This window comes from Caballeronia sp. LZ024 (genome assembly GCF_031451455.1).
Lineage (GTDB): Bacteria > Pseudomonadota > Gammaproteobacteria > Burkholderiales > Burkholderiaceae > Caballeronia > Caballeronia telluris.
Map to the genome: position 1 here is coordinate 220,953 of NZ_JARUXL010000004.1, position 13,167 is coordinate 234,119.

At 64.7% G+C, this 13,167-nt stretch carries 12 protein-coding genes; 6 read left to right on the forward strand and 6 right to left on the reverse strand.

Going from position 1 to position 13,167, the window contains the following annotated elements; all coding sequences use genetic code 11:
- Window positions 1-33: 33 nt before the first annotated feature.
- Entirely contained in the window at window positions 34-1,545 is a 1,512-nt protein-coding gene (locus QCE48_RS23215) for an NCS1 family nucleobase:cation symporter-1 (protein WP_309782466.1), read from the forward strand.
- Window positions 1,546-1,565: 20 nt separating this feature from the next.
- Window positions 1,566-3,041, forward strand: coding sequence for a dihydropyrimidinase (gene hydA, locus QCE48_RS23220; RefSeq protein ID WP_309782469.1), 1,476 nt, complete (start codon window positions 1,566-1,568; stop codon window positions 3,039-3,041).
- A gap of 52 nt (window positions 3,042-3,093) precedes the next feature.
- Here the strand turns inward: hydA and QCE48_RS23225 are convergent, their stop codons facing one another.
- The 4 genes from QCE48_RS23225 to QCE48_RS23240 form a co-directional block, all read right to left on the reverse strand.
- Entirely contained in the window at window positions 3,094-5,412 is a 2,319-nt protein-coding gene (locus tag QCE48_RS23225) for an EAL domain-containing protein (protein WP_309782470.1), read from the reverse strand.
- Window positions 5,413-5,420: 8 nt separating this feature from the next.
- Window positions 5,421-5,987 (reverse strand): methylamine utilization protein, encoded by a 567-nt coding sequence (locus QCE48_RS23230; protein ID WP_309782472.1) that lies wholly within the window; start codon window positions 5,985-5,987, stop codon window positions 5,421-5,423.
- Between the two features lie 146 nt (window positions 5,988-6,133).
- Entirely contained in the window at window positions 6,134-6,568 is a 435-nt protein-coding gene (locus QCE48_RS23235; protein ID WP_309782473.1) for a group 1 truncated hemoglobin, read from the reverse strand.
- A gap of 2 nt (window positions 6,569-6,570) precedes the next feature.
- On the reverse strand, window positions 6,571-7,407 hold the full coding sequence (locus QCE48_RS23240) for a DUF3034 family protein (RefSeq protein WP_309782475.1): 837 nt from the start codon (window positions 7,405-7,407) through the stop codon (window positions 6,571-6,573).
- Window positions 7,408-7,653: 246 nt separating this feature from the next.
- Here QCE48_RS23240 and QCE48_RS23245 point away from each other — a divergent pair, with 246 nt between their 5' ends.
- Entirely contained in the window at window positions 7,654-8,433 is a 780-nt protein-coding gene (locus QCE48_RS23245; protein ID WP_309782477.1) for a CDP-diacylglycerol diphosphatase, read from the forward strand.
- Between the two features lie 58 nt (window positions 8,434-8,491).
- Here the strand turns inward: QCE48_RS23245 and QCE48_RS23250 are convergent, their stop codons facing one another.
- Complete coding sequence (locus tag QCE48_RS23250) at window positions 8,492-9,772, reverse strand: aspartate carbamoyltransferase (RefSeq protein ID WP_309782479.1); 1,281 nt, start codon at window positions 9,770-9,772, stop codon at window positions 8,492-8,494.
- Window positions 9,773-9,809: 37 nt separating this feature from the next.
- A complete protein-coding gene (locus QCE48_RS23255) occupies window positions 9,810-10,229 on the reverse strand; it encodes a secondary thiamine-phosphate synthase enzyme YjbQ (protein WP_309782481.1) in 420 nt (139 codons plus the stop codon).
- Between the two features lie 126 nt (window positions 10,230-10,355).
- Here QCE48_RS23255 and QCE48_RS23260 point away from each other — a divergent pair, with 126 nt between their 5' ends.
- From QCE48_RS23260 to QCE48_RS23270, 3 genes are all read left to right on the forward strand, one after another.
- On the forward strand, window positions 10,356-10,826 hold the full coding sequence (locus QCE48_RS23260) for a BON domain-containing protein (RefSeq protein ID WP_309782483.1): 471 nt from the start codon (window positions 10,356-10,358) through the stop codon (window positions 10,824-10,826).
- Window positions 10,827-10,953: 127 nt separating this feature from the next.
- Window positions 10,954-12,405 carry a nodulation protein NfeD gene (locus tag QCE48_RS23265; RefSeq protein ID WP_309782485.1) on the forward strand — a complete coding sequence of 484 codons (1,452 nt, stop codon included), beginning with the start codon at window positions 10,954-10,956 and terminating at the stop codon, window positions 12,403-12,405.
- Window positions 12,402-13,166, forward strand: coding sequence for a slipin family protein (locus QCE48_RS23270; protein WP_309782487.1), 765 nt, complete (start codon window positions 12,402-12,404; stop codon window positions 13,164-13,166). Before QCE48_RS23265 ends, QCE48_RS23270 begins: the two co-directional genes overlap by 4 nt.
- Window position 13,167: the final 1 nt, after the last annotated feature.

Here is a 13,167-nt window from a genome sequence, read left to right on the forward strand (position 1 = left end):
TCCAATCACAACGATTCGAGTGGAGATGCATCGATGAACCAGACTGCGCATGACGTCGATCCGGCCTTCGCGGCCAGCGCGCAAGGCAGCAGCCTCTATAACGACGACCTCGCGCCGACCGGTCCCGCGCAACGCACGTGGAAGTGGTATCACTTCGCCGCGCTGTGGGTCGGCATGGTGATGAACATCGCGTCGTACATGCTTGCAGCGGGTCTCACGGAAGAGGGCATGTCGCCGTGGCAGGCGGTCGCGACCGTGCTGCTCGGCAACCTGATCGTGCTCGTGCCGATGCTGTTGATCGGCCATGCAGGCGCTAAACACGGCATTCCGTATGCGGTGCTCGTGCGCTCATCGTTCGGCACGCAGGGCGCGAAGCTGCCCGCGATGTTGCGTGCGATCGTCGCGTGCGGATGGTACGGCATCCAGACCTGGCTCGGCGGCAGCGCGATCTACACGCTCGCGAACATTCTCACGGGCAACGCGTTGCACGGCGCGGCGCTGCCGTTCATCGACATCTCCATCGGCCAGCTCGCGTGCTTCCTCGTGTTCTGGGCGTTGCAGATCTACTTCATCGTGCATGGCACCGATTCGATCCGTTGGCTCGAAAGCTGGTCCGCGCCGATCAAGGTCGTGATGTGCATCGCGCTCGTGTGGTGGGCCACGTCGAAGGCGGGCGGCATCGGCTCGATGCTCTCGGCGCCTTCGCAGTTCGTCGCGGGCGGCAAGAAGGAGGGGCTCTTCTGGGCCACCTTCTGGCCGGGCCTCACCGCGATGGTCGGCTTCTGGGCCACGCTCGCGCTCAACATTCCCGACTTCACGCGCTTTGCCCGTTCGCAGCGCGATCAGGTGATCGGACAGTCGATCGGCTTGCCCGGACCGATGGCGCTTCTCTCGGTGATCTCGGTCGTCGTGACCTCGGCGACGGTCGTCATCTATGGCAAGGCCATCTGGGACCCGATCGACCTGACGAGCCGCATGACGGGCATCGGCGTGGGGATCGCGCTCGTCATCCTCACGCTCGATACGATGTGCTGCAATCTGGCGGCGAACCTCGTCGGTCCCGCCTATGATTTTTCGAGCCTCTGGCCGAAGGGCATTTCGTATCGCGCGGGCGGCATGATTACCGCGACCATCGCCATCGTGATGATGCCGTGGAAGATTCTCGCGACGACGCAGGGTTATATCTTCACGTGGCTCGTCGGCTACTCGGCGCTGCTCGGCCCGGTCGCGGGCATCCTGATGGTCGATTACTTCCTGATTCGCGGAACGAGGCTCGATCAGCGCGAACTCTTCGACGAGAACGGCGAATACAGCTATACCGGCGGCTGGAACATCGCGGCGGTCGTGGCACTCGTGATCGGCGTGCTGCCGAACTTGCCCGGCTTTTTGCATACCGCCTTTCCGGCATCGTTTCCGAACGTGCCGGCGTTCTTCAACACGCTCTACACCTATGCGTGGTTCGTGGGGCTCGCGCTTGCGTCGATCGTTTATGGCACATGGATGAAGCTGCGCAAGAGCCCTGCCACGCGCGTCGCGAGCGCATGACTTCCCGAGGAGACAGTAACATGACGATCCTGATACGCGGCGGCACGGTGATCGATGCCGATCGCACCTACCGCGCCGACGTGCTCTGTGCCGATCCCAAAGACGGCGGCACCATTCTCGCGATCGGCCTCGATCTCGACGTGCCCGCGGGTACGCAGATCGTCGACGCGGGCGGTCAGTATGTGATGCCGGGCGGCATCGATCCGCATACGCACATGGAACTGCCCTTCATGGGCACGACCGCGAGCGACGACTTCTACACCGGCACGGCGGCGGGGCTGTCGGGCGGCACGACGAGCATCATCGACTTCGTGATCCCGAGCCCGAAGCAACCACTGATGGACGCGTTCAGGGAATGGCGCGGCTGGGCGGAGAAGGCATCGGCGGATTATGGCTTTCACGTCGCGGTGACGTGGTGGGACGAATCGGTGCATCGCGACATGGGAACGCTCGTGCACGATCACGGCGTGTCGAGCTTCAAGCACTTCATGGCCTACAAGAACGCGATCATGGCCGACGACGAAGTGCTCGTGAACAGCTTCACGCGCTCGCTTGAACTCGGCGCGCTGCCGACCGTGCATGCCGAAAACGGAGAACTTGTCTTCCAGTTGCAGAAGCAACTACTTGCGCGCGGCTTCACGGGACCCGAAGCGCATCCGTTGTCGCGTCCGCCGGAAGTCGAAGGCGAAGCCGCGAATCGCGCGATTCGCATCGCGCAGGTGCTCGGCGTGCCGATCTATATCGTGCACGTCTCGGCGAAGGACGCCGTCGACGTGATCGCGCGGGCGCGCAATGAAGGACAGCGCGTGTTCGGCGAAGTGCTGCCGGGGCATCTGGTGATCGACGAATCGGTGTATCGCGATCCGGACTGGACGCGCGCCGCCGCTCACGTGATGAGCCCGCCGTTTCGCGCGGCCGAACATCGCGAGGCGCTATGGAGAGGCCTGCAGTCGGGCCAGCTTCACACCACGGCCACCGATCATTGCGTCTTCTGCGCGTCGCAAAAGGCGATGGGCCGCGAGGACTTCACGAAGATCCCGAACGGCTGCGGCGGCGTGGAGGATCGCATGTCGGTGCTCTGGCATCACGGCGTGAACAAGGGACGCCTGACGCCGAACGAGTTCGTGCGCGTCACCTCGACCAACGCAGCGCAGATCTTCAATCTCTTTCCGCGCAAGGGCGCGGTGCAGGTCGGCGCGGATGCGGACCTGGTCGTCTGGGACCCGGCTGCAAGCAAGACGATGTCGGTGAACACGCATCATCAGAAGGTCGATTTCAACGTGTTCGAAGGAATGACGGTGCAAGGCGTCGCGACGCACACGCTCACGCGCGGTGCACTTGCGTGGGCCGACGGCGACCTGCGCGCGGTCCGCGGTGCGGGCCAGTACCTGAAGCGGCCGCCGAACCCCGGCTATTTCGAAGCGACCCGCGTCGCCAACAAGCTGAAGGAACCGCATCCGGTCGAGCGCGAAGGCGACAAGGCGAGAACCGCCTGAGCCTCGCGTCTTGTCGGATGGCAAGCCCGCGTTCTCACGAACGCGGGCTTTTTCATGCGGCCTCGGCGGATTCCTGCCACTCTTGCAGCCACGCCTCCAGCTTCGCGGGCGGCAACGGCCGGCTCAGATGAAAGCCCTGCGCGAGGTCGCAGCGCAGGTCCTTCAGGCGCATCAACATCGCTTCGTTCTCGACACCCTCCGCCACCACCTTCAGACCCATGTTGTGACCGAGGTCGATCGTGGATCGAACGATGGTCTCGTCGTCCTTGTGGTCGAACATGCCCATCACGAAGGACTTGTCGATCTTCAGCTCGTCGACGGGCATGCGCTTCAGATACGACAGCGACGAATAGCCGGTGCCGAAGTCGTCGATCGACAGGCGAATGCCGAGCGCATGCAGGCGGTCCAGCGTTTCGATGGCGTGATTCGGATCGTCCATGATCGCGCTCTCCGTGATCTCGATCCAGATCCATTCCGGCGCCACGCGGTACTTGCTCAATAGCGCGCTGAACGTGTCGGGCAGCGACGACTGGATCAGCTCGCGCGCCGAGACGTTCACCGACACGGCCAGTTCGATGCCTTGCGCGTGCCACAGCGAACACTGCTGGATGGCTTTTTCGGCAACCCAGCGCGAGATGCTCTTGATATAGCCTGTCTGCTCGGCAAACGGAATGAACTGGTCCGGCGAGACGAAGCCGCGCGTCGGATGGTCCCAGCGAACCAGCGCCTCGACGTACTTCACCTTGTGCGTGCTCAGGTCCACCTTCGGCTGGTAGTAGAGCGTCAGCTGATCGTGCTCGACCGCCTGGCGCAACTCGCTCATCAGCGAAAGCCGTTCTGCGCTGTTCTGGTCGTGACGTTCGTCGTAGAGCGCATAACCGGCATTCGCGCGTTTCGCCACATACATCGCGATGTCGGCGCGGCGCAGCAGCACGTTCATGTCGGCACCGTTATGCGGGCACGTGACGATGCCGATGCTCGCGCCCACATCGACGAGTTGCCCTTCGATCGTGATCGGTTCTTCCAGCGCCTTCAGCATCCGGTTGGCAATCAGCTTCGCGGCGTCGATGTCGTCGGTGGGGAGCAGAACGGCGAACTCGTCGCCGCCCAGACGCGCGACCGTGTCAGTGTTGCGCTGAAGGGCGGAGCGCAGGCGCTTCGCGACTTCACACAGCAGCAGATCGCCGATGGGATGCCCGAGCGTGTCGTTGACATACTTGAAGCGGTCGAGGTCCATCATCATCACCGAGAGCGGATGCCCGGCGCGCAGCGCGACGCCGATCGCCTGCTGCAGGCGGTCGTTGAAGAGCGCGCGGTTCGGCAGCCCCGTCAGGCGATCCATGTACGCGAGTTCGGTAATGCGCCGCTCGCGTTCCGCGATGCCGTGCTGCATCTGATTGAACGCGTTCGCGAGTTCGCCCATTTCGTCGTGGTGCTTCACGTCGATCGGCTCGGCGTAATTGCCCTGGCCGATGCGTCGCGAGAACTGCGTGAGTGCCGCGATCGGCCGCGTGACGCTGCGCGCCGTGAACATGCTGCCGACGATCGACACGAGCACGCCCGCGAGCGTGATGAGCAAGAGCGTCGTTTGCAGACGACGGAACGGTGCGAGCGCTTCGGCAAGCGAACGTTGCAGCATGACGGCAACGGGCTCGCCTTCGGACTTCAGGAGCACGAGCCGCGTCGCGTAGTTTTCTTCGGACAGATTGGACGGGTCTTGCAGCGCACGGCGCTCCGCCGCGGGCAACGAACTCGCGAGCGCGGTCCAGTGGCCGTCGGCGCGCTGGTCGATGAACGACACGTCGAGCGAGGTCAGGCTGCTCATCTCGCGCGCCATGTCGTCGTCGATGACGAAGCCCATCGCGACCCACGCGATCGGCAACGGCGCCTTGATCGGCACCGCGACGAGCTGGTACGGCCGTCCGTCGATCATGCCGATCGCCGAGGCGTCGCCGTTGCGCTCCACGGCGCGCAGCAGTTTGGGGAACGGAAAGGGCATGCCTTCGTGCGCGGGTCCGCTGCTGTCGGCGATCAGCTTGCCGTCGAGATCCGCGAGCATCACGATGTCCGCGTGAATGCGGTCGCCGTGATTCTGGAGCGCCGAAGCCACGGTTTTCTCGTCATGCGACGCGATGGCCTGCCGGAAACCGAAGTCCGCCGCGACGACGCTCGCCGCCTGCGTGAGCTTTTCGCTGTTGCTTCGAAGGACCTGCTTGAACACGCGCTCGGCGACCGCCAACTGCTCGTTCGCGTTGCGGTGCGCGTTCGACGTGATCACCGAATTGATAACGACGAACGCGGCCGCCTGCACGGCCAGCATCAGCAGGACGAAGACCAGCGCAATCCGCGCACGCAGGCTGTGGAGTCGCATCGGCTCGCCTAATCGGCCTTCTGTTCGGGCTTTAACTGCAAGGTGAACTTCGCCGTGTCGCCGGTGCCTGCGCCGAGCTTCTGCGTGGGCTGCGCGTTCGGATCGCTCATGCGAGGGTGCCACGCGGTGACGCGGTAGGTGTCGGCGGGCAGATTGTCGATGGAGGCCTGGCCGTTAGCATCGGTCTTCGCGAACCACGGCGTATCCACGATCAGCAGATACGCGATCATCGAGTCGTGGATGTTGCAGCCCATCACGACGAGACCGGGTTTCTCGAAGACGACCGGCGTCGCGGGAATGCCGTGATACAGGTTGAGCTCGAAGCGCTTGGCGGGCGAGAACGAGTAGACGTCGTGCTCGATGTTGTCCTTGTTGGGAAACGTGATCGCGGCGCCCGTCTGCGCGACGGAGACGAGCGGCACGAAGCGGCGCTTCACCTGGTCGATCACCGCGCCTGCGGGCTTCGTCGCCGGTATCTTGCCGTTGACGGGCATCGCATAGACGATGGCGTCGGGCACGACGGCGCCCGCCTGGTCGATGATCTGCACGCGAACGCTCGCGGCCTGCGCGGCCATCGCGGCGAGTCCTGCTGCGCAGCAAGCGAGTGCCGCAGATAACCGTGTGCTGAATCGCATCTGAATGTCTTCGTTGATTGCTGTGCGCGAAAAAGACGCGCGCTTAGCGGGATAACGGCGCGCCCGCTAGGAACTTGAGGCGCGGTTCAGTCGCGATCCTGGACGTCGCGATACATCGGCGCGAGCTTCGCAAGCAGCTTGTTCTGCGCATGAAAGGGCACGCCGTTCTTGTCCATCGCGTCCTGCAGATCCTCGACGAGCGCATTGAACGCGGCACGGTCGATGTTCTGCCCTTCGTGAGTGCGCTTCATCGTGCGGCCCGTGTATTCGCAAGGGCCGCCGAGCAGCACGCAGAGTTGCTCGACGAGCTTCTGCTTGATGCGCTTGATCGGCGCGTCCTCGAAATAGGGTTGCGTGCGCGGATCGGCGAGAAGGTTGTCGTAGAGATCGTCGGTAATCTTGACGAGCCCCGGCTTTTTGCCGAACTCGCGATAGAGCGAATCGTCGGCGTGAGCATTAACGCTCGCGAGCGCCGCTAGCGCGATGAGCGCCGTGGCGGCGAAACGGAAGACGCGCATCATGATCAGAACCCTGCCTGCAAGGAGAGATAGACGCCGCGCTGATTCTTGATCGTCGCGATGTCGCCTAGTGCGACATAGGCGGCGGTCAGCGCGACATGCTTGGTCGGTGCCCACGCGACGAACGCGTCGTAGGCGTTCTGCTCGCGGGCGAAGCTCAGGTTGTCCGGCTTAGTGCGGTACTCGGCGCCGATCACGACGCTTCTCGACAGCATGTAGGCCACGGAAGACTCGAACTCGGCGTGGTAATCGTTCGATTTGTCGCCGCCGAATCCGAGCAGGCCGAACTGGTTCGCCTTGGTGAAGCGCAGCGTGCCGTTCAGAAGCAGGCTTTGCGCGAGCAGCAGCTTTGTCGCGGAGACGTAGAAATCGGTGCCGGAATTGCTGGCCGCGCCCACCGCCCTGAGGACGTCGCCTTGCTCGTTGTGCTTGAACTGGATGCCCGCGGCGACTTGCGGGAGCCATGTGTCCTGATCGAGCACCGCATCGCCGAAGAGCCGGACCTTCACGCCGAAGATGTTCTGATTGAACTTGTAGTTCGAACCGAGGCCTAGTTGCGCGCCGATATCGCGTGTATCGAAGGTCTGCCGCGCCAGTGAAAACTCGACGCGGTTCGCGACCCCGACCATCACGCCATAAGTCGACAGCGCGTAGTCCTGGGTTCTGACGTAGGTGCCGTGCCCGTTGCCGCCCAACTGGCCGGCCGTGCCATAGCCGCCGATCACGGCCCACGGTGTCAGGCCGCCGCCCGCGGCGCCTTCGACTTCGGAGACGCCGCCGGTCAGGAGAAGCTTCCCGCCGGTTGCGGGGACGTCGGCGTGGGCGGCGGTCGAGATGGACATCAATGCTGCGATGGCGATGCCTAGCTGTCGGGCTTTTGTTCTTGCGTGCATTGCGATGGTGGTCGGACGAGGCTGATGGAGCGGCTGCGGTCCGGTGCGGACGAGCGTGCCTTTCCTTTCGTATACGGCAGGCGAGGGCGGGACTTGAGGCGCTGGAAGCGCTGCGCATGATCGCCGACTACTTGCATTCGCCGGTGATGCGATCTGCGCAGGCCGTCACAAAACGCGGCTACGATGCAAGTCGCCATGATCAAACGACCGACTTCGCTCGCCGCACTCTGCGTCTCCATCGCGCTCGCCTGCGCCGCGCCGTGCGCGCGTGCCCACAATCCGAACGCGCTCTGGGAGATCGTCCACGATTCGTGTGTCCCCGCGGCCGAAGGCGCCGACGTCGCGCAGAAATGCATCGACGTGAATCTCGCGGGCGGCTATGCGGTGCTGAAGGATATCGTCGGCGTCGCGCAATATCTGCTGATTCCGACGACGCGCATCGGCGGCATCGAAAGCGCCGATCTGCTCGTGCCCGGAACGCCCAACTACTTTCGCGCGGCGTGGCAGGCGCGGCGCTTCGTCGACGAGGCGCTCGATCGCGACATGCCGCGCGAGACGCTCTCGCTTGCGATCAATTCGGCATACGGGCGCACGCAGAATCAACTGCATATTCATATCGACTGCCTCGCGCCGGATGTCGTCGCGGCGCTGCGCGAATACGGACCGCGCGCGAGCACCGACTGGTCGCCGTTTCCGGTTCTGCTGCGCGGCCATGCGTATCGCATCCGCCGCATCGACGACGCCGATCTCACATACACCGATCCGTTCAAGCTGCTGGCGCCCGACGTCGCGCGAGAAGGCCAGGTGATGGCCGAGCAGACGCTGCTGCTCGCGGGCGCCACGCTGCGCGACGGCACGCCTGCGTTCTATCTGCTCAACGATCATGTCAAGCCGGGCGACTGGGCTTCGTCGGAGGAGTTGCAGGATCACACGTGCGCGGTGGCGCAAGAGCCGGGTCGCAGCGACAAAAAGTGACAACGGGCGGCGACGGCGATCGGCCAAGCGAAACGCCAGCGGCTTTTTTCCTCCTGCGCTAGTCGATCCCGTGAAACACCGCGTCGTCCGGACCGACATACGCGGGCGAGCGCCAGGCGGCATCGCGCATCGAATGCTGCACCTGATGCTCGACGCCCAGCAGCATCGCGAAGATCGCCATGCGCACCGGAATGCCGTTGTCGGTCTGGCGAAAGATCGCGAGCCGCGCATCGTGATTCAGGTCCGTGCTCAGGTCGTTGGCGCCCGGGCGGCCGTCGCGCGGCAGCGGATGCATGATGAGCGTGTCGGGGCCGCACACCGCGTCCACGAGCGCCTGGTTGATCTGGAAGTCCGGCGTATAGCCTTCGATCGACTCGTCGGCGAAACGCTCCTTTTGAATGCGCGTCGCGTACACGACGTCGGCGCCTTTCAGCCCGGCGTGCAGGTCGGCCGTCTGCTCGATCACGTGATCGCCGCGCGCGATCTGCTCGACGATGTAGTCGGGCATTTCCAGCGAACGCGGCGAGACCAGCGTGAACTTTAGTCCGCGATAGAGCGCGAGCAGCTTCGCGAGCGAATGCACGGTGCGGCCGTACTTGAGGTCGCCGACCATCGCGATATGCGCGCCATCGACGATCTTCCCGATACGCGAAAATTCGCGCTGGATCGTGTACAGATCGAGCAGCGCCTGGCTCGGATGCTCGCCGGGGCCGTCGCCGGCATTGATGACGGGAATATTGGTCGCGCGCGCGAATTCGGCCACCGATCCCTGCTCGGGATGCCGAACGACGAGCGCATCGGCGTAACCGCTGATGACGCGGCTCGTGTCGTAGATGGACTCGCCCTTCGCCATCGACGAAAACGTGAAGCCGGTCGTGTCGCAAACCGAGCCGCCGAGCCGGCAGAACGCCGCGCCGAAGCTCACGCGCGTGCGCGTGCTGGCTTCGAAAAACAGGTTCGCGAGCACCGCGCCTTCGAGCACGCGCGTGATCTTCTGGCGGCGCGCGATGGGCTGCATCGTATCGGCGACGCGAAAGAGCGCCTCGACGGAATCGCGCGAAAACTGGTCAACGGACAGCAGATGCGCTCGCCCTTCGAAGGCGATCGCCGGATATGCGCTCTGCGTATATTCGTGCTCGCTCGGGGCGCGTTCGAGAATCTCGCTGACATAGCGGCCGGCGATTTCCGGCATCGCACGCGATTCGGGCGATCCGTCGGGCAACAGCCAGGTGTCGAGCGCCCGCCGGGTCACGCCGACGCGGTTCGCGAACGCGTCGCGGGTCATGTTGAGACGGCGCATTGCGTCGCGCAGGACGGTTTGCTGCTGAATGGCTGCCATGTTCGCTCCGGGTGATATACGCGGAGCGTATATTAGGTTACTCGCCGATCAGATGCAAGACGACTTCCCGCCGATGCGCCGCGCGCCGGTGTTCGAACAGATAAATGCCTTGCCACGTGCCGAGCAGCATGCGTCCGGCTTCGACCGGCACCGACAGTTGCACCGTCGTGAGCGCGGTGCGCAGGTGCGCGGGCATGTCGTCGGGGCCTTCGGCGTCGTGCACATAGCGATCCGGCGACTCGGGCGCGATCGTCTCGAAAAAGCGTTCGAGGTCGGTGCGCACGTCGGGATCGGCGTTTTCCTGGATCAGCAGCGACGCCGACGTATGCCGGCAGAACACCGTCAAAAGCCCGGTGCGGATGTCCTGGTGGTCGATCCACGTGTCGATTTCGGCGGTGAATTCGTGCAGACCGCGCGTGCGCGTCGCGACCGTCAGATGATGCAGTGCCTGTTTCATGTCGGTATCTCCGCTCGAGCGCGGTCATCGGGCCGGTGCTTCAAGTGTATCGGCTGCAAGGCGTTTGGACAGGGCGCGAGTCGCGACTATCCTTGGGCTGTCATTCGCGTTTTCCGGTCTGCCGCCATGTCCTTTGCAAGCCGCGTGTTGCTGTCATTCCTGTGGCTGCCCGCCGCGCTCGCGCTCGCCGACGAACCGCGCGCCAACCGTGGCGACGATCCTTTCATGCACATTTCGTCGGCGATTGCCGGCTGCGCGGCGCCGCCCGGCCCCTTCGAAACGCTGCAGGAATGGAACGACGAGGCGCACTACCGCATCGAGCGCGGCAACAGTTGCTGGATCGCCGGGCGTTGCCGGCTGTCGAACAGCTATCTCTACGACAAGGAAATCGCCGAGAGCGTGACGCGGCGCCTTGCCTTGCTGAACGCATCGACCCAATGGCGCGAGAAAACCAGCCTGTGGCTCACACTGCAGCGCCGGTTCATCTACGTGGACGGCTGCATCGCGCGCGATTTCGACCGCGCGCGCTTCATGTCCGGACTCGGCGAAACCGCCGACGTCGACAAGGTGATCGACCGGACCGCCGTGCGTCCGTGAGCGTGACGGTTTCGGGCAAGCGGGCGAATTTGGCCTAAGCTTGAGGTGAGACCCGCATCGTTGGACAGCACAAGCGAGGGACCGGGGCAACGGGCTCACGACGCCCGCGCGCCGCCGGTTTTCATCGATGAGAACGAATCCGTTTGGCCTGCTTTGCCGTTGCGCCGCGCTGTTCGCGACGCTTCTGTTCGGCGTGGCGTCCATTGCCGGGGCGGCCGGCGCCGCGAATGCGCCTGTCGTCGTGATCGCGGTGTCGGGCGCGATCGGGCCGGCAAGCGCCGACTTCATCGTCCGGTCGCTCGCGCGCGCCGCCGACGACCGCGCGCAGGCCGCCATCCTCGAACTCGATACACCCGGCGGCCTCGATCTCTCGATGCGTTCGATCATCAAGGCGATCCTCGCGTCGCCGGTGCCGGTTGTGTCGTTCATCGCGCCGGGCGGCGCGCGCGCGGCGAGCGCGGGCACCTACATCGTCTACGCGAGCCACGTCGCCGCGATGGCGCCCGGCACCAATCTCGGTGCCGCGACGCCGATCCAGGTCGGCACGAGCGGCGCGCCGAAGCCGGAGGCGGCCGCGTCGGGCGCATCGGCTGCCGAATCGACGGAAACCCGCAAGCAAGTCCACGACGCCGCCGCCTACATCCGCGGACTCGCGCAGCTGCGCGGCCGCAACGCCGAATGGGCCGAGCGCGCGGTGCGCGAAGCGGTCAGCCTGTCGGCGAGCGAGGCGCTCGCGCAGCGCGTGATCGACCTCACCGCCGCCGACATCCCCGATCTCCTCGCGAAACTCGACGGCCGCCGCGTGCGCACGCAGACAGGCGAGCACGTCCTCGCGACGAAAGGCGCGCCCGTCATCACCTTGCTGCCCGACTGGCGCAGCCGCTTCCTCGCGACGATCACCGACCCGAGCGTCGCGCTGATTCTCGTGATGATCGGTATGTACGGGCTCTTCTTCGAATTCTCGAATCCCGGCTTCATGCTGCCGGGCGTCGCGGGCGCGATTTGCCTGCTCGTCGGGCTGTTCGCGCTTCAGTTGCTGCCGATCAGCTTTGTCGGGCTGGGACTGATCGTGCTCGGCATCGGCTTTCTCGTCGCGGAAATGTTCCTGCCGACCTTCGGGACGCTCGGCATCGGCGGCGTCGTCGCGTTTTCGATCGGCGCGCTGATGCTCATCGATACCGACGTGCCGGGCTTCGGCATTCCGGTGGGCGTCGTGGCGGGGCTTGCCATCGTGACCGCGCTGTTCATCTTTTCGGTGTCGGCGGTGGCGTTGAAGGCGAGCCGGCGGCCGGTCGTGAGCGGGTCGGAGGCGATGCTGGGCAGCGTCGGCGTCATGCTCGGCGACGAATTACACGCGGCGGGCGAGAGCGGCTGGGCCACGGTTCGCGGCGAGCGCTGGCGCGTGCAGAGCGCGGGCGCGCACGCGTTGCCCGCGCGCGGCGGCAAGGTGCGCGTGACCGCGCGCCACGGCCTCATGCTGACCGTCGAAGCCGTGAACGAAGTTAAGAGTGCAACAAGTTGCATGGGGTCAGAGATAAGCGCTAAAGCGCCAACTCTGACCGACAGGAGAAAAAAATGATGGGCATCACATTCGGCTTCACCGGCGTGCTGGTCGCGCTGATCGTCCTCGTGCTCTTTTCGGCGATCCGCATCTTTCGCGAATACGAGCGCGGCGTCGTGTTCATGCTCGGGCGCTTCTGGAAGGTGAAGGGGCCGGGCCTCGTGCTGATCATCCCGGCCGTACAGCAGGTCGTGCGCATGGACCTGCGTACCGTCGTCTTCGACGTGCCGCCGCAGGACGTCATCACGCGCGATAACGTGTCGGTGAAGGTGAACGCGGTGGTGTACTTCCGGGTCGTCGATCCGGAGAAGGCCGTGATCCAGGTCGCGCGCTTTCTCGACGCCACGAGCCAGCTTTCGCAGACGACCCTGCGCGCGATCCTCGGCAAGCACGAACTCGACGAGTTGCTCGCCGAGCGCGAGCGCCTGAATGCCGATATCCAGCGCGTGCTCGACTTGCAGACCGACGCCTGGGGCATCAAGGTGTCGAACGTGGAAATCAAGGATGTCGACATCAACGAGACGATGATCCGCGCGATCGCCCGCCAGGCCGAAGCCGAGCGCGAGCGTCGCGCGAAGATCATTCATGCCGAAGGCGAGCTGCAGGCGTCCGAAAAGCTGTTGCAGGCCGCGCAGATGCTCGCGCAGGCGCCGCAGGCGATGCAGTTGCGCTACCTGCAGACGCTGACCACCATCGCCGGCGACAAGAATTCGACCATCGTCTTTCCGATGCCGATCGACCTGATCACGTCGCTGCTCGACCGGCTGAAGAAAGACTAGC